Origin of the sequence: Roseateles cavernae (assembly GCF_040187885.1) — a bacterium.
In the GTDB taxonomy this organism is placed as follows: domain Bacteria; phylum Pseudomonadota; class Gammaproteobacteria; order Burkholderiales; family Burkholderiaceae_C; genus Roseateles_E; species Roseateles_E cavernae.
In genome coordinates this window covers 1,274,175-1,296,619 of the sequence record NZ_JBDPLH010000001.1, presented here as the reverse complement: position 1 = coordinate 1,296,619, position 22,445 = coordinate 1,274,175, and the positions used below count along the sequence as shown (strand labels likewise).

Genomic DNA, 22,445 nt, shown 5'->3' with positions numbered 1-22,445 from the left:
CTTGGGTGCTGCATGCCCATGTCAGCGACGCAGCCCGGCGCTCCCAGGTTGGCGCCGAATCTAGCACAGCGGACCGCCTGCCATGACGCCGTCCGGGCATTCTTTGCAGTCTGAAACAGTCAGCGCCGCGCACAGCCGCTTTGTGCAGCGCATCCGGCGCCGTTACGAGGCCGAGCTGGCGCTGCTGCCGCCCGGCCTGCCGGACCGCGCGATGATCGAGGCCCTGGTGGCCACCTTGCAAGCCGGCGGCCGGGCGCTGCCCAGCGCGCTGCGGGTGGCCCGCCATCTGGTGCTGGAGCGCCTGGCGGTGCTGGACATCGAGACCGGCGCGGCGATGGAGGACATCACGCTGGTGATGACACTGCTGGCCGAAACCACGCTGGACCTGGCGCTGGCCGAGGCGCGCAGCGCCCAGGACGCGATCCACGGCGCGCCGCGCAATGCCGAGGGCCAGGTGATCGAGTTCTGGGTCATCGGCATGGGCAAGCTCGGCGCGCGCGAGCTCAATGTCTCCTCCGATATCGACCTGATCTATGTCTACGAGGACGAGGGCGCCACCGATGGCGCCCTGTCCATCAGCGCCCATGAGTACTTCAGCCTGGTCGCCAAGCGCCTGTACACGCTGATCGGCGAGGTCGGGGACGACGGCCAGGTCTTCCGCGTCGACCTGGCGCTGCGGCCCAATGGCAACTCGGGCCCGCCGGTGGTCAGCCTGGCGATGCTGGAGGAATACTTCCTGGTGCAGGGCCGCGAGTGGGAGCGCTTTGCCTGGCTGAAGAGCCGGGTTGTCGCGCCGCTGGCCAGCCGCAGCAATGGCCGGGCGCTGGCGCTGCGTTCCCTGGTCACGCCCTTCGTCTACCGCCGCTATCTGGATTACGGCGTGTTCGAGGGCCTGCGCACCCTGCACCGCAAGATCCGCGACGAGGCGCAAAAGCGCGCGGCCGGCCGGCCCGAGCGGGCCAATGATGTGAAGCTGTCGCGCGGTGGCATCCGCGAAATCGAGTTCATCGTGCAGCTGCTGCAGGTGGTGCGCGGCGGCCAGTTCCCCGAGATCCGCACCCGCTCCACCGTCAAGGCGCTGTCGCGGGTGGCGGCGCGCGGGCTGATGAAGCCGGCCACCGCCGACAAGCTGATCGAGGCCTATGTCTTCCTGCGCCGGGTCGAGCACCGCATCCAGTTCCTCGACGATCAGCAGACCCACTGCCTGCCCGGCGCCGACGAGGACCTGGGCTGGATCGCCCGCAGCCTCGGCCTGATCTGCCGCAGCGACACCTGCGAGCTGTTCGACAAGCTCTGCGAGGTGCGCGAGCTGGTGGCCACCGAGTTCGACGCGCTCTTGCACGACGGCCAGGCGCCCAAGCCCGGCGGCTGCAAGAGCGGCGGCTGCGGCGGGCCGGCGCTGCCGGTCGATGCCGAGGAGTTTCTGGAGAAACTGCCGCCCGCGCTGGCCAGCTCGGTGCGCCGCTGGGCCCAGCAGCCGCGGGTGCAGGCGCTGCGCGAGGAGTCGCGGCTGCGCCTGGCCAAGCTGGTGGGCCGGGCGGCGCTGGGCGTGCGCGACGGCGAATGCAGCCTCGACGCGGCGCTGCGCTTTGTCGACTGGATCGAGCCGCTGCTGCGGCGCGAGAGCTATCTGGCCCTGCTGGTGGAGCGGCCCTCGGTGCAGACCCGGCTGCTGCGCCTCTTGGGCCTGGCACGTTGGCCGATGCGCTATCTGATGCTGCATCCGGGCGTGATCGACGAGCTGGCCGACAACCGGCTGCTGGGCGAACGCTTCAGCGGCAGCGAGTTCATCGGCGATCTGCAGGACCGCCATGCCGCCTGGGCCCGCTCCGGCGAGGCCGACGAGGAGGCACTGCTGGACACCTTGCGGCGCGCCCACCACGCCGAGGTGTTCCGCACCCTGGTGCGCGATGTCGAGGCCAAGATCACGGTGGAGCAGGTGGCCGACGAGCTCTCGGCGCTGGCCGATGCCACGCTGCAATGCGTGATCGAGTGGGCCTGGGCCCGGCTCAAGCAGGCGCATCGCGCGGCGCCGGGCTTCGCGGTGATCGCCTACGGCAAGCTCGGTGGCAAGGAGCTGGGCTACGGCGGCGATCTTGACGTGGTCTTCCTGTTCGACGACGCGGACGAGAATGCCGGAGAGATCTACGGCGCCTTCGTGCGCAAGCTGATCACCTGGCTGACCCTGCGCACCGCGGCCGGCGAGCTGTTCGACATCGACACCGCGCTGCGCCCCAACGGCAACTCGGGCCTGCTGGTGACCAGCATCCAGTCCTTCGAGAACTACCAGACCGGTCGCGGCAGCAACACCGCCTGGACCTGGGAGCACCAGGCCATCACGCGGGCGCGCTTCTGCGCCGGCGACGCGGCGCTGGGCCAGCGCTTCGAGGGCGTGCGCCGCGCGGTGCTGACCGCGCCGCGCGACCCCGCCGCGCTGCGCCAGGAGGTGCTGGCGATGCGCGAGAAGGTGCGCCAGGCTAAGCCGGTGCGGGCCGGGCAGTTCGACGTCAAGCACAGCCCCGGCGGCATGATGGACGCCGAGTTCGCGCTGCAGTACCTGGTGCTGATGTTCTCCGGCCAGCACCCGACGCTGCTGGACAACGCCGGCACCATCGCGCTGCTGCAGCGCGCCGAGGGCGTGGGCCTGCTGCCGCCGGGCATCGGCCAGGCGGCCGGCGATGCCTACCGCGAGCTGCGCCGCATCCAGCACCGGGCCCGGCTCGACGAGCAGCCCACCGCCGTCGACGCCGCCAGCCTGGCCGAGCTGGGCCTGGACAAGCAGCGCGACGCCGTGCTGGCCCTGTGGCAAGCGGTGTTCGGCTGAGCGCCTGGACGGCGCTGGCCGCCCTGCTCGCGCTCGGGGCCCTGCTGGCCCAAGCCCTGCCGACGGCCGGGCTCGACTGGCAGCCGGCGCTGGCCTGGGCCGAGCCCTGGCGCTTCTGGAGCGCCGCCTTTGTGCACTGGAGCGCCCAGCACCTGCTGGCCAATCTGGCCGGCTGCGCGGTGCTGCTCCTGCTGGGCTGGGCGGCGCGGCTGCCGGCGCGGGCCGCGCTGGCCTGGGCCCTGGCCTGGCCGCTGACCCAGGCCGGCCTGCTGCTGCGGCCCGATCTGCTGCACTACGGCGGCCTGTCCGGCGTGCTGCATGCCGGCGTCGCGGTCGCGGTACTGGAGTTGCTGCGCCGGCCCGGGCGCGAGCGCCTGATCGCGCTGGCCATCGCGCTGGGCCTGATCGTCAAGCTGAGCCTGGAGCAGCCACTCGGGCCGGCACTGCGCGCCCTGCCCGGCTGGGACATCCTGATCGCGCCGGTCGCGCATCTGAGCGGGGCGGTCTGTGGTGCGATCACTGGTGCCGTCAGTCGTGCGATCAGCGCGCTTGCATCGCCGCGCCGCGCCCGTCCGGCGGCATGATGAAGACATGAGCCCCACACAGCGCAAAACCCATCTCGACACCCTGGCCGTCGGCAGCCTGCTGGTCTGCTGCCTGCTGTGGGGGCTGAACCAGGTGGCGGTGAAGGCGGCGCTGAGCGAGATCTCGCCGCTGTGGCAGGCGGGGCTGCGCTCGCTGGGCGCGGCCCTGCTGGTGTGGGCCTGGGCGACAACGCGCGGCATCAAGCTGTTCGAGTGCGACGGCACGCTGGCCGGCGGCCTGCTGGCCGGCGGGCTGTTCGGCCTGGAGTTCGCCTGCATCTTCGCCGGCCTGCAATACACCAGCGCCTCGCGCATGGTGGTCTTCATCTATCTGAGCCCCTTTGTCGTCGCGCTGGGCATGCCCTTCATCGCCAAGTCGGAGCGGCTGAGCCTGCGCCAGAGCGCCGGCCTGCTCTTGGCCTTCGCGGCAGTGGCCTGGGCTTTTGCGGAAGGCTTCGGCCAGACCAGCGACTCCGGTCGCCAATGGCTGGGTGATGCGCTGGGCCTGCTGGCCGCCTTGCTCTGGGGCGGCACGACCCTGGCGATACGGGCGACCAAGCTCTCGGCGGCCAGCGCCGAGAAGACCTTGTTCTACCAACTGGGCGTCTCGGGCCTGGGCCTGGTCGCGGCGGCGGCACTGATCGGCGAGACGCTGCCGCTGCAATGGTCGATGCGGCTCTCGGGCCTGATGCTGTTCCAGACCGTGGTCGTCAGCTTTGCCAGCTATCTGATGTGGTTCTGGCTGGTGCGCCACTATCCGGCCACTCGGCTTGCCAGCTTCACGCTGTCGACGCCGCTGTTCGGTCTGCTGGCCGGCGCGCTGCTGCTGGGCGAGAGCATCAGCCTGCGCCTGGGCGTGGCCTTGGTGGCGCTGACGGCAGGCGTGGCCCTGGTCAACAGGAAATAGTCGTCTGTCTCCAGCGCGGCAGCCGCTGCCCGGCGGCCCGCTTAGACTGCCGCCACCCCCAGACCTGCCGGAGACAAACCATGACGATCACGCTGTGCGGCTTCTCGCTGTCCAACTACTACAACAAGGTCAAGCTGGCCCTGCTGGAGAAGGGCATCCCCTTCGAGGAAGAGCTGGTGATGACCAAATCGGCCGATGAGGCGGTGCTGAGCTGCACGCCGCTGGGCAAGGTGCCCTTCATCCGCACGCCGCAGGGCCCGCTGTGCGAGAGCCAGGTCATCATGGATTATCTGGAGACCCTCCAGCCGACGCCTGCCCTGCTGCCGGCCGACCCCTTCGAGGCGGCCAAGGTGCGCGAGCTGGTGACCTTTGTCGAGCTGCACCTAGAACTGGTGGCGCGCGAGCTCTATCCGCAAGCCTTCTTCGGCGGCACGGTCAGCGAGGGCACGCAGGCCCGCGCCCGCAAGCTGCTGGAAAAGAACATCGCCGGCTTCAAGCGCCTGGCGAAGTTCTCGCCCTATCTCGCCGGCGACAGCTTCACCCAGGCCGACTGCGCCGCCTGGGTCAGCCTGCCCCTGGTCGCGATGGCCTCCAAGGCGGTGCTGGGCGAGGACCTGCTGGCGGCCGGCGGCATCGACTGGAAGCCCTATGTCAAGCTGATCGGCGAGCGCCCCAGCGCGCAGAAGGTGGCGGCCGACCGCAAGGCCGACCAGGATCGCTTCGCCAAGGCCTGAACGAGCTCAAAAACGCCGCAAACAGCCGTCAATTTGCGCAAACAAACCTTTGCGCACCCGAATCAGCAAAAACCTACCCCCTGCTTTGCGGGGGGTGCGGCCGGACCGTTCCGCAATGACACGGGATGTTCACGCTTTCCCTAGAGGATGGGCTCACGCTGCAATGCAGCATTGCAGCGGCATGTCTCTCAAGCCACTCGAACCACTGTCCACAGGGAAAAACTCATCATGTCCACCTTGCGTTATCTCGCCCTCGGCGCGCTGGCTGCCGCCAGCCTGTCCGCCAACGCTGCCATTCAGCTCGGCGATGCGAACCTGAGCTACCAGCAAAGCTTCGACAGCCTGGCCACCTCCGGCACGAGCAGCGCGCTGCCCACCGGCTGGGCGTTTCTGGAAACCGGGACCAATGCCAACGCAAGCTATGCCGCCGGCACCGGCAGCGACAACGCCGGCAATGTCTACAGCTTCGGCAGCGCCGGCAGCAGCGAGCGCGCGCTGGGTGGCCTGCTGTCGGGCTCGGTGACCCCGGTGTTCGGCGCCTCCTTCACCAACCAGGCCAGCCGCGCGATCGACAGCCTGGCGATCAGCTACACCGGTGAGCAATGGCGCCTGGGCGCTGCCAACCGCGCCGACCGCCTGCAGTTCCAGTACAGCACCGACGCCAGCTCGCTGAACACCGGCAGCTGGACCAGCGTCAGCGCGCTGGACTTCGGCTCCATCGTCACCACTGGCAGCGCCCGCGCACTGAACGGCAACAGCAATAGCGCCGCCGTCTCCGGCAGCCTGAGCGGCCTGAGCCTGGCCCAGGGCGCCACCGTGTGGCTGCGCTGGACCGATTTCAACGCCAGCGGCGCCGACGACGGCCTGGCCGTCGATAACTTCAGCCTGAACGCCACCCTGGCCCCGGTGCCTGAACCGAGCAGCTATGCGCTGCTGCTGGCCGGCCTGGGCGCGATCGGCTTCGTCACACGCCGCCGTCGCGGCTGACACGGCTGACACAGCCACAGGGCCCGGCGCCGGGAGGTCGCCGGGCTCTGCAGTTCATCCTGCCGCTGCTGCAGTCTGTCACCCAGCACTAGGGCGACAGGGGGGCTCTTGTTATGGTGTGCTACATCAGCAACACACAAGGCCCACGCCATGCAGCGCTGGAACGATTCAAGCCCGATTTACCAACAGCTTGCCGACCGCCTGGCCGTGCAGCTGCTCGACGGCAGTCCGCCCGAGGGTGAGGCCCTGCCCTCGGTGAGGGCGCTGGCCAGCCAGTACCTGATCAATCCGCTGACCGTCAGCCGGGCCTTGCAGGCCCTGGTGGACAACGGCCTGGTCGAGCCGCGCCGCGGCCTGGGCATGTATGTGCAGCCCGGGGCCCGCTCACGCCTGCTGAAAAGCGAGCGCGAGCAGTTTCTGCAGCAGGAATGGCCGGCTCTGCGTGCCAAACTGCGCCGCCTGGGCCTGAGCGCCAAGGATCTGAACTGGGAAGAACAGCAATGAGCGAGCACAACACCAACAACCTCGTCGAGGCGCGCGGACTGAGCCTGCGCTATGGCAGCAAGACCGCCGTCGACGACATCAGTTTCACGATCCCCAAGGGGCGCGTCGTCGGCCTGCTGGGCCATAACGGCGCCGGCAAGACCTCGCTGATGAAGGCCCTGGTGGGCCTGCTGCCGGCGCAAGGTGAGCTGACGGTGCTGGGCCTGAACCCGGGCCGGCAGCGCGAAACCCTGCTGCAGAACATGAGCTACATCCCCGACGTGGCCGTGCTGCCGCGCTGGGCCAAGGTGTCCGAGCTGATCACCCTGATGAGCGGGCTGCAGCCGCGCTTCTCGGCCGAGCGCGCCCGCGCCCTGCTCAAGCGCACCAGCGTGGGCCTGAACGACAAGATCAAGAGCCTGTCCAAGGGCATGGTGACCCAGGCTCATCTGGCGCTGATCGCGGCGATAGACACCAAGCTGATGATCCTCGACGAGCCGACGCTGGGCCTGGACGTGATGTCGCGCAAGAGCTTTTACGAGATGCTGATCGACGAATGGTGCGACGGCGAGCGCAGCGTGCTGATCTCGACCCACCAGGTCGAGGAGATCGAGACCCTGCTGAGCGACGTGATGATGCTGGACATGGGCCGGCTGGTGCTGAACATCAGCCTGGAGGAGATGGACTCGCGCTTTGTCGCGCTGAGCCATGACCCGGCCGCCGCCGATGCGGTGGCCGCCGCCCATCCGCTGCTGCGCTACCGCCAGCAGGGCCGGCCGGCGGCGCTGTTCGACGGCGCGCCGCCCCCTCAGCTCGAAGCGATGGGCCAGCGCTTTCGGCCCAGCCTGGTCGACCTGTTCATGGCGCTGACGCGCAAGCCCGAAATGCAGTCATCCAGCAGCCAAGCCTGAGGAGCAAGAATCATGTGGACACGCTTTCAAACCCTGATGCTGCGCGAATGGATGCAGCACCACAAGGGCTGGCTGCTGGTGATGCTGCTGCCGCCGGCGATCTTTCTGGCCCTGCTGCCCTTCGGCCAGGTCGAGGTCGAGATGGCCGAGCTGTCGCCGCTGGCCCTGGCCGCCGTGGCCACGGCCTTGTGTGCCGTGGCCGTCACCGGCCTCAGCTGGGGAGCGGTGATGCTGCAGCTGCCCGGTCTGGCGCGACGCGACCGACAGGACCGCTCGATCGAGTTCTGGCTCTCGCTGCCGGCCGGCCATGGCGAGAGCATAGGCGCGACCCTGCTGATGCATGTGCTGCTGGTGCCGCTGCTGGCCCTGCTGGTGGGCAGCACCCTGGGCCTGGTGATTGCGGCCGGCGTCGTCGTCAAGCTGGGCGGCCTCGCGGCGCTGGCCGAGGTGTCCTGGACGGCCCTGCTGGCGGCCGGCCTGGCCGGCCTGGCGCGCCTGGCCCTGGGCCTGGTGCTGATGAGCTTGTGGCTCGCCCCGCTGTTCATGATCCTGATGGCGGCCTCGGCCTGGCTCAAGCGCTGGGGGGTGCCGGCGGTGATCGCCACGGTCGTGATCGGCGGCAATGTGCTGGACAAGGTCTACTCCAACCCTATCGTCTGGAAGCTGCTGGGCGCGCAGGCCGAGGGTGCGGGCAAGGCCTTCACCAACCACGAGGGCGAGCTCGACGCGCTGCGTCACTCAAGCGGCGGCGTGGCCGAGTTCGGCGGCGGCGTGGCCCGCTGGGCGCTGCAGGACTCGCTGGCGGCGCTGCAGAACCTGGCCTCGCCCCATCTGCTGGGCGGCCTGCTGGTGGCGGCCGCCTGCTTCGGGCTGCTGGTGCTGCGCCGCAGCCGGCCCTGATCAGGCGCCAGTCACGAAAAAGCCCGCTGCAGCGGGCTTTTTCAGCTCAGGCCGTCTGCGGCCCGGCCGCTGCGGCGGCCACCTTGGCCGCCATCTCCTTGCGGAAGCGGTTGAGCTCCTGCACGCTGGCGAAGCTGCGCTCCATCAGCAGGCTCATATTGTGGAGGATGCGCTCCACCACCTTGTTCTCCCAGACCGCGTCGAACTGGATCTGCTTGTCCAGCCAATGCTCCAGCCACTCGGGGTCGGGCACGCGGCTCTGCACGGTGTCGCGCGGGAACAGCGCGGCGTTGACATGCAGATTGGTGGGGTGCAGGGCCTGGGCGGTGCGACGCGCGCTGGCCATCAACACCCCCACCTTGGCAAAAGCAGCCCGGGCCTCGTCGCCGAACTTGCTCATCGCCCGCTTCATATAGCGCAGATAGGCGCCGCCATGGCGGGCCTCGTCGCGCGCCAGGGTTTCGTAGATGGCCTTGATGACCGGCTCGGTATGCCACTCGGCCGCGCGCCGGTACCAGTGGTTCAGCCGGATCTCGCCGCAGAAATGCAGCATCAGCGTCTCCAGCGCCGGCGCCGGGTCGAAGTCGAAGCGCACCTCGTGCAGCTCGGCCTCGGTGGGCACCATATCGGGACGGAAGCGCCGCAGATACTCCATCAGCACCAGCGAGTGCTTCTGCTCCTCGAAGAACCAGACGCTCATGAAGGCCGAGAAGTCGCTGTCATCGCGGTTGTCGCGCAGAAACATCTCGGTGGCCGGCAGCGCCGCCCACTCGGTGATCGCGTTCATCTTGATGGTGCGCGCCTGATCGTCGCTGAGCCGCTCGGTGTCGAACTTGTCCCAGGGGATGTCCGTGTCCATATTCCAGCGCACCGCTTCCAACTGCTTGAAAAGTTCGGGATAAAGCATGATCCGTCCTCGGTTGGTCGGGGCCGATTTTATGCCCGCCCCGCCCGCCAGCGCTGCACCTGCGGACCGATGGCCGCGAGATCGGCGATATGCAGCAGCCCGGCATGGGGGCTGCGCTTTTGCAGCGCGGCGCTGTTGCCGCCGGCCCAGAGCTCCAGTGCGGCCGGCAGGCGCCCGCGCAGCTCGGCCAGCGCCTCGGCAACCTGGCCGGCCGCCAGATAGCCGCTGAAGCTCAGGGCCACGATATCGGAGCGGTGGGCGGCCGCCGCCAGCACGATGTCGCTCAGCGGCGTCTGCACGCCCAGCGACAGGCATTGGCAGCCCTCCAGCGCCAGCAGGGCCTCGGCCATCAGCAGGCCCAGGCCGTGCTGCTCGCCCGGCAAGGTGGTCAAGAGCACCCGCGGCCGCTCGGCCCGCGCCAGTTGCGGCACCGCCTGGATGGCCTGGCGCAGCACCAGCTGCACCGACTCGCTGTAGATATGCTCCTCGAAGACCTGCAGCTCGCCGCGCATCCAAAGCTCGCCCACCTGCGTAGTCAAGGGGGCGATGAGTGACACCACCCCCTCCCCCAGCCCCGAGCGCAGCAGCGCCTGCGCCAGCATGCGGCGCAGGCCGTCGACGTCATGAGCGCGCAGCGCATCGACAAAGGGCTGCAGCTCGGCCGCCGCCGGGCCGGCCAGCCGGGCCTGCTGCTGCGCCTGGTCCAGCAGGGATTGCAGGCTGCCGACATCGGCCGGCACCAGGCGCCCGGCGCGGTGGCCCAGGTCCAGCAAGCGCTTGATCAGGCGCAGCTTCGCCACCTGCTCGGGCGGATAGGCGCGCTCGCCCAGCGCATCGCGCAGCGGCTGCGGGAACTGGTAGCGACGCTCCCAGATGCGCAGGCTGTCCTTGCTGATGCCGGTATCCCGCTCGACGGCGGTGATGCCCAGCAAGACCGGCGACTCAGCCATGCGTGATCCCGTGGATTGGCTTTCGATTGACTAATTTGTCTTGGACAAACATGAGACAAAACCAAAATATTGGCTTAGTATGGCCGTAACAAGTCGATTTGACTAGGACAAACAATGAACAGACGACTCGCATTGTCCACCGCCACCGGTCTGCTGCTGGGCCTGGGCAGCGCCTGGGGCCAGAACTGCCCGGCCCTGCTGCAGCGCGAGATGCCGCGCCTGCAGGACGAGAAGCCGCAGCCGCTATGCCAGTACGCCGGCAAGGTGCTGCTGGTGGTCAACACCGCCAGCTTCTGCGGCTTCACCGGCCAGTACAAGGCGCTGGAGACCTTGTCGCAACGCTATGGCCCGCGCGGCCTGGTGGTGCTGGGCTTTCCGTCCAATGACTTCAATCAGGAGGGTGGCAGCAACAAGGAGATCGCCGAGTTCTGCGAGAACACCTTCAACGTCAAGTTCCCGATGTTCAGCAAGACCAGCCTGAGCGCCGGCAAGCCCGACAGCAACGGCCTGATCCTCGACCTCGCCAAGCGCAGCGGCCAGGCGCCGAAGTGGAACTTCCACAAATACCTGGTGGCCCGCGATGGCGCCGAGGTGCTGAGCTATGCCTCGGCCACCGATCCGCTGAGCCGACCCTTCACGCTCGAACTCGAACGCCTGCTCGCCAAGCCTTGAAATGGCCGGAACCCGCCCCATGTCCATGACTGTTGTATCGCCCGCAGCGCTTGTACCCACTACCGGGGACAGTGCAGCGGAACTCGCCGCCAAGCCCTCGTTCAGCGGTTACAAAAGCTTGGCACAACCGTTGTGGCCGCAGGTCTTGGAGGAGTCTGCAAAACAACTGTTCTCAGCCGCGCGTCAAAGCGCTAAAGTCAAACCAGAATTTAGGTCGCAAGATCGCCTCTGCGAAGAGGTCGAAATCCCGGAGCCCTTCTCCTCCTCCTCCCTCCCTCCCTCGTTGGCTTCGGGGCGTCTTGCAACCTCTTTTATGTCCGGGGCTTCCGTCGCAGGCGGAAGCCCTCTTCATTTGCGGCGCCAGCGGCTGGGCGCGGCCGCCCACGCCGAGACACTGGCCCCCTTTCTCGCCGGCCTGAGCCAGCCCGGCGCCGCGCCGGCCGGCTCGCAGCGGCGCATCGCGGTGGTCGGCTCGGGCATCAGCGGGCTGTCGGCCGCCTGGGCGCTGAGCAGCCAGGCCCAGGTGAGCCTGTTCGAGGCCGGTGACTACTTCGGCGGCCACACCCACAGCGTCGACGTCGAGCTGGAGCGGCAGCACTGCGCGGTCGACACCGGCTTTCTGGTCTTCAACGAGCGCACCTATCCGCTGCTGATCCAGCTGTTCGCGCAGCTGGACGTGCAGACGGTGGCCAGCGAGATGTCCTTCTCGGTGCAGCTGCCGGACCAGGATCTCGAGTGGAGCGGCAGCAATCTGAACACCGTGTTCGCGCAGCGCCGCAATCTGGCGCGGCCGGGCTTCTGGCGCATGCTCAAGGACCTGCTGCGCTTCAACCAGCTGACGACAGCGCTCGCCGAGCAAGGCAGCGAGGCCGCGCTGGCCCAGCCGATCGCCGCCTTCCTCGACGAACAGCGTTTCGGCCCCGAGTTCCGCGACTGGTATCTGCTGCCCATGGTCGCCTGCATCTGGTCCTGCCCGACCGCGCAGATGCTGAGCTTTCCGATCAGCACGCTGATACGCTTCTGCCACAACCACGGCCTGCTGCAGGTGACGAAACGGCCGCAATGGTTCACGGTGCGCGGCGGCGCCCGCCACTATGTCGACCGGCTGCTGCCGCGCATTGCCGACCGCCGCCTCAACACGCCCGTCGGCGCGCTGCGCCGCCTGCCCGACGGCGGTGTGCAGCTGGCCACCGCGCATGGCAGCGAGCGCTTCGACGCGGTGGTGCTGGCCACGCACAGCGACCAGTCGCTGCGCCTGCTCAGCGAGGCCACCCAGGCCGAGCGCCAGATCCTCGGCGCGATCGGCTATCACCGCAACCGCGCCGTGCTGCATACCGACAGCGCGCTGCTGCCGCGCCGCCGCCGGGCCTGGGCGGCCTGGAACTACGAGCATGGCGGCGGCCGGCAGGAACAGCGGGCCGTCTGCCTGCACTATCTGATCAACCGGCTGCAGCCCCTGCCCTGGCGCCAGCCGGTCATCGTCTCGCTGAATCCGGTGCGCGAGCCGCGGACCGAGCAGGTGCTGGGCGAGTACGACTATGCGCACCCGGTCTTCGACCATGCCGCCACCCGGGCCCAGCAACGCCTGGGCGAGATCCAGGGCCAGGGCGGACTGTGGTTCTGCGGCGCCTGGACGCGCTACGGCTTCCACGAGGACGGCCTGCTCTCGGGCCTGACCGTGGCGCAGCGCCTGATGGCCAGCTGGGCCGACACACCCAGGGCAGGCGCATGAAGACCTGGCCGACCCAGGCCCTGATTGCACGCGGCCCGGTGCACCACGGCCGGCTGCGCCCGCGGCCGCATCGCTTCAGCTATGCCAGCTACTTCCTGATGCTGCCGATGCGCGCGCTGCGCGCGCAGGCCTGCACGGCGTTGAACCGCAACAGCTGGGGCTGGCTGAGCTTTCACGATGCCGACCATGGCGACGCTGGCCCCGACGCGCTGGCCTGGCTCGATGGGCTGCTGGCCAGCGAGGGCATCACGGATGCCGATGGCGAGGTCTGGCTGCATTGCTTCCCGCGCGTGCTGGGCTATGCCTTCAAGCCGGTCAGCTTCTGGTACTGCCACCGTGCGGACGAGAGCCTGGTCGCCATCGTCGTCGAGGTCAACAACACCTTCGGCGAGCGCCACTGCTATCTGCTGGCCGGGCCCGAGCTGGCCTATGGCCGCGAGCTGAGCGCCGCCAAGGTCTTCCATGTCTCGCCCTTTTGCCGGGTCGCGGGCCGCTACCGCTTCCGCTTCCTGCACGCCGGCATGCGCACGGTCGCACGCATCGCGCATGAGGATGAGCAGGGGCCGCTGCTGACGACCAGCATCTCCGGCCAGCTGCAGCCGCTGACCCGCTGCAGCGCGCGCGCGGCCTTCTTCGCCCAACCGGCCTTCAGCCTGATGCTGATGGCCCGCATCCACTGGCAGGCCTTGCGCCTGTGGCTCAAGCGCATCCCCTTCTTCGGCAAACCCGCCGCACCGACCCAGTTTCTGACCCGCTAAGCAGCCCGTCCATGAACTCCTCCACGCTCACCTCCTCGATCAGCCTGCCGGACAGCGCGCCCGCAGCCGCACGCACCGTGTTCAAGCTGCTGGCCCGGCTGCAGCACGGCAGCCTGGATGTGCAACTGCCCGACGGCAGCTCGGCGCACTTCGGCGGCGCCGAAGGCCCGCGCGCCGCGCTGCGCATCCGCAACTGGGCCGTCTGCGGCGCCGCGCTGAGAAGCGGCGACATCGGCTTCGCCGAGAGCTATGTGGCCGGCCACTGGAGCACGCCCGATCTGTGCGCGCTGATGGCACTCTTCATCCGCAACCGCGAGGCGCTGGAGGCCGTGGTCTACGGCCGCTGGTGGGGCGCGCTGGCTTACCGGCTCAAGCACTGGCTCAACCGCAACAACCGCGCCGGCAGCCGCAAGAACATCCACGCCCATTACGACCTCGGCAATGATTTCTACCGGCTCTGGCTGGACCCGACGATGAACTACTCGAGCGCCTGGTTCGAGGGCGACCGGCGCCGGGCGCTGCCCGAGGCGCAGCAGGCCAAGATGCGCCGCGCGCTCAGCGAGTGCCAGGTCTTGCCAGGCCAGCGCGTGCTGGAGATCGGCTGCGGCTGGGGCGCGCTGGCCGAATGCGCGGCGCGTGACTTCGGCGCGAAGCTGACCGGCGTCACGCTGTCCAGCGAGCAGCTGGCCTGGGGGCAGGACCGGCTGCAGCGCGCCGGCCTGGCCGCCGAGCTGCGCTTCCAGGACTATCGCGACATCGCCGATCCGGCCTTCGATGCCATCGTCTCGATCGAGATGTTCGAGGCGGTCGGTCGCGAGTACTGGGAGGGCTACTTCAGATGCGTGCACGACAAGCTCAAGCCCGGCGGCCGCGCCTGCATCCAGAGCATCACGATCCGCGACGACCTGTTCGAGCGCTACACCCGCTCCAGCGACTTCATCCAGCAATACATCTTCCCCGGCGGCATGCTGCCCAGCCCGAGCCAGTTCCGCGCCCAGGCAGCCAAGGCGGGGCTGCGCGTCGTCAAGGAGCTGGCCTTCGGCGCCGACTATGCCGAGACGCTGCGGCGCTGGCGCGAAGACTTCATGCAGCGCGATGCCGAGGTGCGCAAGCAGGGCTTCGACACCCGCTTCATGCGCTTGTGGGAGTTCTACCTCGCCTACTGCGAGGCGGCTTTTGCGACCGGCAGCACCGATGTGATGCAGTTCACCCTGCTCAGGGACTGAGATGGACCGCCGCCTCGCCTCACTGGCCTTGATCGCGCTGCCGCTGGCCGCCCAGGCCCAGCCCGCCGAGCTGCCCGGCTGGAAGCTGCAGGGCCAGGGCCAGATGCGCTTCTTCGGCCTGCTGGTCTATGACATCCGGCTCTGGGCCACGAGCCGGCCGGGGCCGCAGTGGTGGACCGCGCCGCTGGCGCTGGAGCTGGAGTACGCGCGCAGCCTGAAGGGCGCCGAGATCGCCAAACGCTCGCTGCTCGAGATGCGCCGCCAGCAGACGATTGACGAGGCCACGGCCAATCGCTGGCTGGCCGAGATGGAAGCCGCCTTCCCCGATGTCAAGGCCGGCGACCGCATCAGCGGCCGGCACGAGCCCGAGGTCGGGGCCGACTTCTTCGTCAACGGCACGCTGTCGCGCCGCATCGCCGACCCGCTGTTCAGCCGCCTGTTCTTCGGCATCTGGCTGGCGCCGCAGACCTCGGAGCCGGCGCTGCGCAGCCGGCTGCTGGGCCCCGGCTCATGAAGCCGCTCGACGGCCTGCGCTACGGGGCGCTAGGCTTCCCGCTGGCCTTTGTCGCGCTGCCGCTCTACGTGACCCTGCCGGCCCACTATGCGCAGCAGTACGGCGTGGCGCTGGCCGCGCTGGGCGCGGTGCTGCTGGGCGCCCGGCTGTTCGATGCCCTGGTCGACCCCTGGATAGGCCGGCTGGCCGACCGCTGGCTGAACCGGCGCAGCCCGCTGGCGCCGATGGCGGTGGCGGCCCTGCTGCTGGCCCTGGGTTTCGTGCTGCTGTTCTTTCCGCCGGCACTGAGCCAGGCCGGCTATCTGGGCTGGTGTGCGGCGACGCTGGTGCTGAGCTATCTGGGCTACAGCGTGCTGGCCGTGATGCACCAGGCCTGGGGCGCGCGGCTGGGCGGCGACGGCCTGCAGCAGACCCGCGTCGTGGCCTGGCGCGAAGGCCTGGCGCTGGCCGGCGTGATCAGCGCCAGCCTGCTGCCCTCGCTGCTCGGCATGGCCTGGACCAGCGCGGCGCTGGCGCTGGGCCTGCTGCTGGGCCTGGCCTTGCTGCTGCGGGCACCGCGCGCACGCGCCAGCGAGCACAGCGCGGCCGAGCAGGGGCTGGCGCTGGCCTGGCGCACGCCGGGCTTTCGCCGGCTGCTGCTGGTCTTCCTGCTCAACGGCATTGCCGCCGCGATACCGGCGACGCTGCTGCTGTTCTTTGTGCGCGACCGCCTGCAGACGCCGGCGGCCGAGGGGCTGTATCTGGCCAGCTATTTCGTGGCCGCCGCGCTGTCGATGCCGCTGTGGCTGCGCGTGGTGGCCCGGCTGGGCCGGGCGCGCGCCTGGCTGGCGGCCATGCTGCTGGCGGTACTGAGCTTTGCCTGGGCAAGCAGCCTCGCCACCGGCGATCAGCTGGGCTTTGTGCTGGTCTGCCTGGCCAGCGGTGCGGCGCTGGGCGCCGATCTGGCCATCCCCGGCGCGCTGCTGGCCGGCGTGGTGCAAGGCGCCGGCCTGACCGGCCGGGCCGAGGGCGTGTTCTTCGGCTGGTGGAATTTCGCCAACAAGCTCAATCTGGCGCTGGCCGCCGGCCTGGCCCTGCCGCTGCTGCAATGGCTGGGCTATGCGCCGGGCCAGCGCGACCCCGCCGCCTTGCAGGCCCTGAGCTGGGCCTACTGCCTGCTGCCCTGCGCGCTGAAGCTGGCCGCCGCTGGCGCGCTTTACGTACTGATCATCAAACCCGAGCAGGAGGCTGTTTCATGCGCCCCGAACTGAATCGCCGTCATCTTCTCGTCCTTGCCGGCGCCCTGCTGCTGGCCGGCTGCGCCTCGGCCCCGACGCCGGCCGACTACGCCGGCCAGACGCCGACGCTGGACCTGCGGCAGTACTTCAACGGCCCGCTGCTGGCGCATGGCGTGTTCACCGACCGCGCCGGCAAGGTGCAGCGCCGCTTCACCGTCGATCTGAAAGGCAGCTGGCAGGGCGACGAGGGCCTGCTGGAAGAGGACTTCAGGTACAGCGACGGCAAGACCGAGCGCCGCGTCTGGCGGCTGCGCCATCTGGGCGGCGGCCGCTACAGCGGGCGGGCCGACGATGTGGTGGGCGAGGCGCGCGGCGAGGCGGCCGGCAATGCGCTGCGCTGGAGCTACACGCTGCGGCTGCCGGTCGACGGCACGGTCTACGAGGTCGATTTCGACGACTGGATGTATCTGATCGATGACAAGGTCATGCTGAACAAGGCGCAGATGAGCAAGTTCGGTGTGCGCTTGGGCGAGGTGACCTTGTCCTTCCAGAAGCGCTGAGCCATGTCGCTCAATCCCAAGCTGCAGCACTGGCAGGGCAGGACCGCCTGGATCGTCGGCGCCTCCAGCGGCATCGGCCGGGCGCTGGCCGAGGTCCTGCACGGCGCCGGCGCGCGCGTGGTGGTCTCGGCGCGCCAGGCAGCGCTGCTGCTGGAGTTCGTCCAGACCCACCCCGGCAGCACCGCGCTGCCGCTGGACGTGCAGGACGCAGCGGCCCTGCGTGCGGCCGTGGCCCAGCTGCAGGCCAGCCATGGGCAGATCGATGCCTGCATCTTCTGCGCCGGCCACTACCAGGCAATGCGGGCCCAGCAGTTCGGGCTCGACGAGGCCGTGCGCCATCTGCAGATCAACTATGTCGGCGCGCTGAACCTGCTCGATGCGCTGCTGCCCCAGCTGCTGCGCCAGGCCCGGGCCGGCCGGGGCGGGCATCTGAGCCTGGTCTCCAGCGTGGCCGGCTACCGCGCGCTGCCCAAGTCCATGGCCTATGGTCCGGCCAAGGCGGCGCTGACCCATCTGGCCGAGGCGCTCTATCAAGACCTGTCCCCCGAAGGCCTGGGCGTCTCGGTCGTGCATCCCGGCTTTGTCGCGACCCCGTTGACCGCCGGCAACGACTTCCACATGCCGGCGCTGCTGAGCCCCGAGCAGGCCGCGCAGGCCATGCTGGACGGCTGGGCCGACGGGCGCTTCGAGATCCATTTCCCGAAGCGCTTCACGCTGTGGCTCAAGCTGCTGCGCCTGCTGCCCTACAGTCTTTACTTTCGCGCGGTGCGCCGCGCCACCGGACTCTGAATGGACCCACGCGCCCAAGCCATCGTCACGCTGTTCGAACAGCTGCAGCCCACCGACATCGCGCGGCTGGGCCGGCACTACGACGAGGCCGCCTATTTCCGCGACCCCTTCAACGAGGTGCACGGCCTGCGCGCGATCCAGGCGATCTTCAGCCATATGTTCGAAGCGCTCGAGAGGCCTCGCTTCAAGGTGCTGGAGACGCTGGTGGAGGCCGATCAGTGCTTTCTCAGCTGGGACTTCGAGTTCGCCCTGCGCGGCCGCGCCCAGCGCATCCACGGCAGCAGCCACCTGCGCTTCGGCAGCGACGGCCGGGTCGTCTACCACCGCGACTACTGGGACGCCGCCGAGGAGCTGTACGAGAAGCTGCCGCTGGTCGGCGCCCTGCTGCGCCTGATCAAGCGCCGACTGCGCGCCTCGTAGCGCTTCAGTGCGACATCAGCACCGGCACCGTCATCGACTCCAGCATCGTGCGCGTGACGCCGCCCAGCACCAGCTCCCACAGCCGGGTGTGGCCGAAGCCGCCCATCACGATCAGATCGGCGTCGCTGTCCGCCGCCTGTGACAGCAAGGCCTCGGCCACCGAGGCATCCGGCGTCCACGGCGAGATCAGGCGCTCGCCCAGCGAGGGCTCGCTGCGCTGCAAGACCTTGAGCTCGGCCTCGACACCATGCAGGCGCAGATAGGCCTGGGCGCGCAGCAGCGGCTCGGGTCCGGCCAGCTCGCTCTCGGCAAAACGCACCAGCTCGACCCGCTGGGCGCGCCGCAGCAAGGGCAGCGCATCGCGCAGCGCCCGCGCGCTCTCGCGCGAGTCACGCCAGGCCACCAGCACCCGCTCGCCGCAGCGCGGCGTCTCGTGCACATAGGGCACGAACAGGATAGGGCAGGCGCCGGAGACCAGCAGGCGGCCGACCAGGCCCTCGGGCAGGCCGTGCTGCTGCCCGGGCTCCTGCTGGCCCATCACCAGCAGATCGCTGCTGCGCGCCGCCTGCACCATCTCGGTGGCCGCATCGCTCATCACGCTGGCGAAGGCGATCTCGCCGCCGGCCGCCGCCACCAGATCGGCCGCGCGCTGCTGGCGGGCCTTGTCGGTATCGCCACGCAGCTGCACCGCCAGGCTCGAGGCCTCGGGCGAGATATAGGCGCCCGAGGCGCTGGGCGCCACCGCATGGATCGCGCTCAGCCGTGCGCCATGCAGCTCGGCCAGCCTGCGGGCCAGCGCCAGCACCTGCGGCATGCGCGGGCTGTCGGAGACATGAACCACCATTGACCGGATCCTTGTGTCCATTTGTGACTCCACGCGGTTGACGGCATGTGACGATGATAGGGTCGGCATCCCCAGACAGCGACCATGTCAAACTCGGACCATGGAGAAAAACCGCAAGCTCAGCGTCGTGATCCCGGCCCTCAACGAAGAGCGCCATATCGCCGAGGTCATCGCCGTGGTGCGTCGGCAGGCTCCCGATGTCGAGGTGCTCGTCATCGACGATGGCTCGATCGATGCGACCGTCGAGCGGGCCCAGGCCGCCGGCGCCCGCGTCGTGACCAGCAGCCTGCTGGGCAAGGGTGCGTCGATGGTGGATGGACTGGCGCTGATCGATACCCCCTGGGTGCTGTTCCTGGATGCGGATCTGAGCGGCCTGCGCGACGACCTGGTCGAGCGCATGACCGCGCCGCTGGCCGACGGCGCGGCCGATCTGGTCAAGGCCCGCTTTTCGCGCAGCGGCGGCCGCGTCACCGAGCTGACGGCCAAGCCGCTGCTGCGGGTGTTCTTCCCCGAACTCGCGCATTTCGTTCAGCCGTTGGGCGGCATCATCGCCGGCACGACGGCCTTGCTGCGCACCTTGACGCTGGACGACGACTACGGCGTCGATGTCGGCATCCTGATCGATGCGCATCTGAAGGGCGCGCGCGTGGTCGAGGTCGAGATCGGCGAGATCGTCAATGACAGCCAGCCGCTGGACCGGCTCTCGCTGATGGCCCAGCAGGTCAGCCGCGCCATCATGCACCGCGCCAAGGCCAGCAACCGCTTCTCCTTCGAACAGTTCCTGGAGCTGGAGGAGGTCGAGCGCCAGTCGCGCGGCACCTTCGAGCATGTCGCCCGACGCCTGGCCAGCGCCGACAAGGTCGCGCTGTTCGATATGGACGGCACGCTGATCGAGGGCCGCTTCGTCGAGGCGATGGCCAAGCACAGCGGGCGCGAGGCCGAGCTCGCGCACTGGCTGGACCGCCATGACATCGACGCCTCGACCCGCAGCGACTCGATCGCCCAGGTCTTCAAGTTCGTGCACCAGCGCGACTTCCTGAGAGTGGCGCGGGCGCTGCCCTTGCGCGAGGATGCGGTCGAGGCGATCAAGCGCCTGCGCCGCGAGGGCTGGCTGGTGGGCGTGGTCAGCGACAGCTATTTCATCGCCGCCGACATCGTGCGCCGGCGCGTCTTCGCCGATTTCGCGATCGCCCACTTCATGAGCTTCGGCAACGAGATCAGCACCGGCACCGTGCGCATCAATCCGGCCTTCCGGCACGGCGACTCACCGAGCCCCGAGCTTGTCAGCAAGGCCAATGTGCTGCGCCATCTGCGCGACCAGGCGCGGCCCGGCAACTTGTTCATCGCCGCCGTCGGCGACAACCTGAACGATGTGCCGATGCTGGCCGGCGCCGATGCCGGCTTCACGATCGCGCCCAAGCACGAGGACCTGCGCCGCGGTCCCTGGCCCGAGGTGCAGCGGCTTGGCGAAGTCAGCGACGCGCTGCTGGGCGCGGCGACTACCTGAGCCAGCCCTTGCGGCGGAAGTAGATGAAGGGTGCGGCCACCGAGGCCAGCATCAGCCCGAGCGCGAAGGGGTAGCCCCAGGCCTGGTCGAGCTCGGGCATGTACTTGAAATTCATGCCGTAGATGCTGGCAATCAGCGTGGGCGGCAGCAGGGCCACGCTGGCCACCGAGAAGATCTTGATGATCTTGTTTTGGTTGATGTTGATGAAGCCGACGGTGGCATCCATCAGGAAGTTGATCTTGTCGAACAGGAAGGCGGTGTGCGAGTCCAGCGAGTCGATGTCGCGCAGGATCTGGCGCGACTCCTCGAACTGCTCGGCATTGAGCATGCGGCTGCGCATCATGAAGCTGACCGCGCGGCGCGTGTCCATCACATTGCGGCGGATGCGGCCGTTCAGGTCTTCCTCGCGCGCGATCGCGGCCAGCACCTCGCCGGCCTCGGCATCGTTGACGTCCTTCTTCAAGACCCGCGCGCTGACCTTCTCCAGGCTGTCGTAGATGCCTTCCAGCGCATCGGCCGAGTACTCGGCGTCGGCGTCGTAGAGCTTGAGCAGCACATCCTTGGCATCCTCGATCAGCGCCGGGATGCGGCGTGCGCGCAGGCGCAGCAGCCGGAACACCGGCAGGTCCTCGTTATGGACCGAGAACAGCACGTTGTTGAACAGGATGAAGGCGACCCGCACATTGCGCGGTGTCTCGTCGTCATCGATCAGGAAGTCCGAGCGGATATGCAACTCGCCGTTGTCTTCCTCGTAGAAACGCGCCGACTCCTCCAGATCGTCATCGACGATGTTCTCCGGGATCACCAGGCCGAAACGGTCGCGTATCCAGCCCTTTTCCTCGACGCTGGGGCTTTCCAGATCGACCCATACCGGACGCGATTGGGCCAGGGCCTCGGGACTTTCGATTTCTTCCTGAAACAGCCCGCCCTTCAGGCGGCCATTGTCCAAGGTGAACACATTGAGCATGCAACAGATCTCCAGCGCCGCTGCGCCGTCATAGCGGGGGACGGCATGGTCGCCATCCGGATAGGGATAAGGGGTCCCGTCTCACTCCGGACTGGCGGCTGCGTCTGCAAGAGCAGGACGCGGCGGGCTGCAGGCACTGGAGGGACGGTCACCGAGGGTGATCGCTGTCCAAGGAAAACTCCAGAGATTGGGTGCTGTGATTATCACATCGCGACATTGGCCGCAGCAAGCCAACAGCGCATTGAAGCACAGCTTTGGTCCCGCCGGGGCTCGGCACTGCGAAAGCCTCGGGCATTCATGTCAAACGCTTGTCACACAAGCGCATCGGGCGCACACTGATTTCGCCCTCTGCAGTTTCTCAACCCCACCTCTGCTACCCCTCCCCACCCCCCATCTCCCGAACCCTGATCCCTGACATCCCTGTCTATTCCCCGACTCCGTGTTCCCTGTCCACCCTGTGAAAGGAGGCTCTATGAACCTGACTATCAGCGGCCATCATCTTGAAGTCACGCCGGCCCTTCGTGAGTACGTACTCACCAAGCTAGACCGGGTGACCCGCCATTTCGATCAAGTCGTCGACATCAACGTCTTGCTGATGGTGGAAAAGCAAAAGGAGAAGGAACGCAGGCAGAAGGCCGAAGTGACCGTCCATGTGAAGGGACGCGATATTTTCGTTGAGCAGTCTCATGAGGATCTTTATGCCGCGATTGACCAATTGATGGACAAGCTGGATCGTCAGGTATGCCGTCACAAGGACCGGGTGCAGGATCACCACCACGCCTCGGCCAAGCGGCTTGAAATCGGCGCACCCTGAAGCGCCACAGGGCCTAGCGCCCTCGACGAAAGCGGCCTGCGGGCCGCTTTTTTGTGGGCGCAGCAGACCCAATTCGGTATGCGCACAAGGCTGTTGCTGCGCCGCCGCAAAATCGCGCAATACTGCACCCCGCCCCGAACTGCGGGGCCCACAGGACTTGTGCGCCTTCCTATAATCCCCTCCCTAGCTACCGAACAAGCGTCTCGCCCAAGGCCTATCAGCCGTAATCGGCGCTGTG

The 22,445-nt window shown here is 68.5% G+C and carries 23 protein-coding genes; 19 read left to right on the top strand and 4 right to left on the bottom strand.

What is annotated here, in order from left to right; all coding sequences use genetic code 11:
* The first annotated feature begins 82 nt into the window (after positions 1 to 82).
* From glnE to ABGI63_RS06100, 8 genes are all read left to right on the top strand, one after another.
* On the top strand, positions 83 to 2,824 hold the full coding sequence (gene glnE, locus ABGI63_RS06135) for a bifunctional [glutamate--ammonia ligase]-adenylyl-L-tyrosine phosphorylase/[glutamate--ammonia-ligase] adenylyltransferase (RefSeq protein ID WP_349741538.1): 2,742 nt from the start codon (positions 83 to 85) through the stop codon (positions 2,822 to 2,824).
* Positions 2,803 to 3,408 carry a rhombosortase gene (rrtA, locus tag ABGI63_RS06130; protein ID WP_349741537.1) on the top strand — a complete coding sequence of 202 codons (606 nt, stop codon included), beginning with the start codon at positions 2,803 to 2,805 and terminating at the stop codon, positions 3,406 to 3,408. The genes glnE and rrtA overlap by 22 nt, the downstream gene beginning before the upstream one ends.
* A gap of 7 nt (positions 3,409 to 3,415) precedes the next feature.
* Positions 3,416 to 4,315 (top strand): DMT family transporter, encoded by a 900-nt coding sequence (locus ABGI63_RS06125; protein WP_349741536.1) that lies wholly within the window; start codon positions 3,416 to 3,418, stop codon positions 4,313 to 4,315.
* An 80-nt stretch (positions 4,316 to 4,395) separates the two neighbouring features.
* A complete protein-coding gene (locus tag ABGI63_RS06120; RefSeq protein WP_262969030.1) occupies positions 4,396 to 5,049 on the top strand; it encodes a glutathione S-transferase in 654 nt (217 codons plus the stop codon).
* A 228-nt stretch (positions 5,050 to 5,277) separates the two neighbouring features.
* Positions 5,278 to 6,036 (top strand): PEP-CTERM sorting domain-containing protein, encoded by a 759-nt coding sequence (locus tag ABGI63_RS06115; RefSeq protein ID WP_349741535.1) that lies wholly within the window; start codon positions 5,278 to 5,280, stop codon positions 6,034 to 6,036.
* A 150-nt stretch (positions 6,037 to 6,186) separates the two neighbouring features.
* Positions 6,187 to 6,540 carry a GntR family transcriptional regulator gene (locus ABGI63_RS06110; RefSeq protein ID WP_272645356.1) on the top strand — a complete coding sequence of 118 codons (354 nt, stop codon included), beginning with the start codon at positions 6,187 to 6,189 and terminating at the stop codon, positions 6,538 to 6,540.
* Entirely contained in the window at positions 6,537 to 7,430 is an 894-nt protein-coding gene (locus tag ABGI63_RS06105; RefSeq protein ID WP_349741534.1) for an ABC transporter ATP-binding protein, read from the top strand. Before ABGI63_RS06110 ends, ABGI63_RS06105 begins: the two co-directional genes overlap by 4 nt.
* A 12-nt stretch (positions 7,431 to 7,442) precedes the next feature.
* Entirely contained in the window at positions 7,443 to 8,330 is an 888-nt protein-coding gene (locus ABGI63_RS06100; protein WP_349741533.1) for a hypothetical protein, read from the top strand.
* A gap of 46 nt (positions 8,331 to 8,376) precedes the next feature.
* Here ABGI63_RS06100 and ABGI63_RS06095 read toward each other — a convergent pair whose 3' ends face one another.
* A complete protein-coding gene (locus ABGI63_RS06095) occupies positions 8,377 to 9,237 on the bottom strand; it encodes a ferritin family protein (protein ID WP_349741532.1) in 861 nt (286 codons plus the stop codon).
* Between the two features lie 29 nt (positions 9,238 to 9,266).
* The gene (locus ABGI63_RS06090) at positions 9,267 to 10,187 is read right to left on the bottom strand and encodes a MerR family transcriptional regulator (protein WP_349741530.1); all 921 of its coding nucleotides are present in this window, start codon (positions 10,185 to 10,187) and stop codon (positions 9,267 to 9,269) included.
* A gap of 114 nt (positions 10,188 to 10,301) precedes the next feature.
* Between ABGI63_RS06090 and ABGI63_RS06085 the strand changes: the two genes are divergently transcribed.
* The 9 genes from ABGI63_RS06085 to ABGI63_RS06045 all read left to right on the top strand — a co-directional run bounded on the left by ABGI63_RS06085 (position 10,302) and on the right by ABGI63_RS06045 (position 18,075).
* Positions 10,302 to 10,859 carry a glutathione peroxidase gene (locus ABGI63_RS06085; RefSeq protein ID WP_432767376.1) on the top strand — a complete coding sequence of 186 codons (558 nt, stop codon included), beginning with the start codon at positions 10,302 to 10,304 and terminating at the stop codon, positions 10,857 to 10,859.
* Positions 10,860 to 11,274: 415 nt separating this feature from the next.
* Positions 11,275 to 12,591: an NAD(P)/FAD-dependent oxidoreductase gene (locus ABGI63_RS06080; protein WP_349741719.1), complete on the top strand. Its 1,317-nt coding sequence runs from the start codon at positions 11,275 to 11,277 to the stop codon at positions 12,589 to 12,591.
* On the top strand, positions 12,588 to 13,349 hold the full coding sequence (locus ABGI63_RS06075; RefSeq protein ID WP_349741529.1) for a DUF1365 domain-containing protein: 762 nt from the start codon (positions 12,588 to 12,590) through the stop codon (positions 13,347 to 13,349). The genes ABGI63_RS06080 and ABGI63_RS06075 overlap by 4 nt, the downstream gene beginning before the upstream one ends.
* 11 nt (positions 13,350 to 13,360) lie before the next feature.
* Positions 13,361 to 14,575, top strand: coding sequence for a class I SAM-dependent methyltransferase (locus ABGI63_RS06070; RefSeq protein ID WP_349741528.1), 1,215 nt, complete (start codon positions 13,361 to 13,363; stop codon positions 14,573 to 14,575).
* 1 nt (position 14,576) lies between these two features.
* Positions 14,577 to 15,089: a chalcone isomerase family protein gene (locus ABGI63_RS06065; RefSeq protein WP_349741527.1), complete on the top strand. Its 513-nt coding sequence runs from the start codon at positions 14,577 to 14,579 to the stop codon at positions 15,087 to 15,089.
* A complete protein-coding gene (locus ABGI63_RS06060; RefSeq protein WP_349741526.1) occupies positions 15,086 to 16,339 on the top strand; it encodes an MFS transporter in 1,254 nt (417 codons plus the stop codon). The genes ABGI63_RS06065 and ABGI63_RS06060 overlap by 4 nt, the downstream gene beginning before the upstream one ends.
* On the top strand, positions 16,324 to 16,866 hold the full coding sequence (locus tag ABGI63_RS06055) for a DUF3833 domain-containing protein (RefSeq protein WP_349741525.1): 543 nt from the start codon (positions 16,324 to 16,326) through the stop codon (positions 16,864 to 16,866). Before ABGI63_RS06060 ends, ABGI63_RS06055 begins: the two co-directional genes overlap by 16 nt.
* Positions 16,867 to 16,869: 3 nt before the next feature.
* On the top strand, positions 16,870 to 17,655 hold the full coding sequence (locus ABGI63_RS06050; RefSeq protein ID WP_349741524.1) for an SDR family NAD(P)-dependent oxidoreductase: 786 nt from the start codon (positions 16,870 to 16,872) through the stop codon (positions 17,653 to 17,655).
* Positions 17,656 to 18,075 carry a nuclear transport factor 2 family protein gene (locus tag ABGI63_RS06045; RefSeq protein ID WP_349741523.1) on the top strand — a complete coding sequence of 140 codons (420 nt, stop codon included), beginning with the start codon at positions 17,656 to 17,658 and terminating at the stop codon, positions 18,073 to 18,075. It begins immediately after the preceding gene.
* Between the two features lie 4 nt (positions 18,076 to 18,079).
* Here the strand turns inward: ABGI63_RS06045 and ABGI63_RS06040 are convergent, their stop codons facing one another.
* Positions 18,080 to 18,919, bottom strand: a complete 840-nt coding sequence (locus tag ABGI63_RS06040; RefSeq protein WP_349741522.1) for a universal stress protein — start codon at positions 18,917 to 18,919, stop codon at positions 18,080 to 18,082.
* A gap of 100 nt (positions 18,920 to 19,019) precedes the next feature.
* Here ABGI63_RS06040 and ABGI63_RS06035 point away from each other — a divergent pair, with 100 nt between their 5' ends.
* The gene (locus ABGI63_RS06035; RefSeq protein ID WP_349741521.1) at positions 19,020 to 20,426 is read left to right on the top strand and encodes an HAD-IB family phosphatase; all 1,407 of its coding nucleotides are present in this window, start codon (positions 19,020 to 19,022) and stop codon (positions 20,424 to 20,426) included.
* Here ABGI63_RS06035 and corA read toward each other — a convergent pair.
* Positions 20,419 to 21,393, bottom strand: a complete 975-nt coding sequence (gene corA, locus ABGI63_RS06030; RefSeq protein WP_266007215.1) for a magnesium/cobalt transporter CorA — start codon at positions 21,391 to 21,393, stop codon at positions 20,419 to 20,421. The two genes, ABGI63_RS06035 and corA, sit on opposite strands and share 8 nt — an antisense overlap.
* A 472-nt stretch (positions 21,394 to 21,865) precedes the next feature.
* On the opposite strand from corA, the gene hpf reads away from it, so the two are divergent.
* A complete protein-coding gene (gene hpf / locus ABGI63_RS06025) occupies positions 21,866 to 22,207 on the top strand; it encodes a ribosome hibernation-promoting factor, HPF/YfiA family (protein ID WP_137942681.1) in 342 nt (113 codons plus the stop codon).
* Positions 22,208 to 22,445: the final 238 nt, after the last annotated feature.

What these genes read in the sequence shown, in the direction of transcription:
- glnE (WP_349741538.1), top strand. Translation starts at nt 83, where the DNA reads ATGACGCCGTCCGGGCATTCTTTGCAGTCTGAAACAGTCAGCGCCGCG.
- ABGI63_RS06125 (WP_349741536.1), top strand. Translation starts at nt 3,416, where the DNA reads ATGAGCCCCACACAGCGCAAAACCCATCTCGACACCCTGGCCGTCGGC.
- ABGI63_RS06120 (WP_262969030.1), top strand. Translation starts at nt 4,396, where the DNA reads ATGACGATCACGCTGTGCGGCTTCTCGCTGTCCAACTACTACAACAAG.
- ABGI63_RS06115 (WP_349741535.1), top strand. Translation starts at nt 5,278, where the DNA reads ATGTCCACCTTGCGTTATCTCGCCCTCGGCGCGCTGGCTGCCGCCAGC.
- ABGI63_RS06110 (WP_272645356.1), top strand. Translation starts at nt 6,187, where the DNA reads ATGCAGCGCTGGAACGATTCAAGCCCGATTTACCAACAGCTTGCCGAC.
- ABGI63_RS06105 (WP_349741534.1), top strand. Translation starts at nt 6,537, where the DNA reads ATGAGCGAGCACAACACCAACAACCTCGTCGAGGCGCGCGGACTGAGC.
- ABGI63_RS06100 (WP_349741533.1), top strand. Translation starts at nt 7,443, where the DNA reads ATGTGGACACGCTTTCAAACCCTGATGCTGCGCGAATGGATGCAGCAC.
- ABGI63_RS06095 (WP_349741532.1), bottom strand. Translation starts at nt 9,237, where the DNA reads ATGCTTTATCCCGAACTTTTCAAGCAGTTGGAAGCGGTGCGCTGGAAT.
- ABGI63_RS06090 (WP_349741530.1), bottom strand. Translation starts at nt 10,187, where the DNA reads ATGGCTGAGTCGCCGGTCTTGCTGGGCATCACCGCCGTCGAGCGGGAT.
- ABGI63_RS06085 (WP_432767376.1), top strand. Translation starts at nt 10,302, where the DNA reads ATGAACAGACGACTCGCATTGTCCACCGCCACCGGTCTGCTGCTGGGC.
- ABGI63_RS06075 (WP_349741529.1), top strand. Translation starts at nt 12,588, where the DNA reads ATGAAGACCTGGCCGACCCAGGCCCTGATTGCACGCGGCCCGGTGCAC.
- ABGI63_RS06070 (WP_349741528.1), top strand. Translation starts at nt 13,361, where the DNA reads ATGAACTCCTCCACGCTCACCTCCTCGATCAGCCTGCCGGACAGCGCG.
- ABGI63_RS06065 (WP_349741527.1), top strand. Translation starts at nt 14,577, where the DNA reads ATGGACCGCCGCCTCGCCTCACTGGCCTTGATCGCGCTGCCGCTGGCC.
- ABGI63_RS06060 (WP_349741526.1), top strand. Translation starts at nt 15,086, where the DNA reads ATGAAGCCGCTCGACGGCCTGCGCTACGGGGCGCTAGGCTTCCCGCTG.
- ABGI63_RS06055 (WP_349741525.1), top strand. Translation starts at nt 16,324, where the DNA reads ATGCGCCCCGAACTGAATCGCCGTCATCTTCTCGTCCTTGCCGGCGCC.
- ABGI63_RS06050 (WP_349741524.1), top strand. Translation starts at nt 16,870, where the DNA reads ATGTCGCTCAATCCCAAGCTGCAGCACTGGCAGGGCAGGACCGCCTGG.
- ABGI63_RS06045 (WP_349741523.1), top strand. Translation starts at nt 17,656, where the DNA reads ATGGACCCACGCGCCCAAGCCATCGTCACGCTGTTCGAACAGCTGCAG.
- ABGI63_RS06040 (WP_349741522.1), bottom strand. Translation starts at nt 18,919, where the DNA reads ATGGTGGTTCATGTCTCCGACAGCCCGCGCATGCCGCAGGTGCTGGCG.
- ABGI63_RS06035 (WP_349741521.1), top strand. Translation starts at nt 19,020, where the DNA reads ATGGAGAAAAACCGCAAGCTCAGCGTCGTGATCCCGGCCCTCAACGAA.
- corA (WP_266007215.1), bottom strand. Translation starts at nt 21,393, where the DNA reads ATGCTCAATGTGTTCACCTTGGACAATGGCCGCCTGAAGGGCGGGCTG.
- hpf (WP_137942681.1), top strand. Translation starts at nt 21,866, where the DNA reads ATGAACCTGACTATCAGCGGCCATCATCTTGAAGTCACGCCGGCCCTT.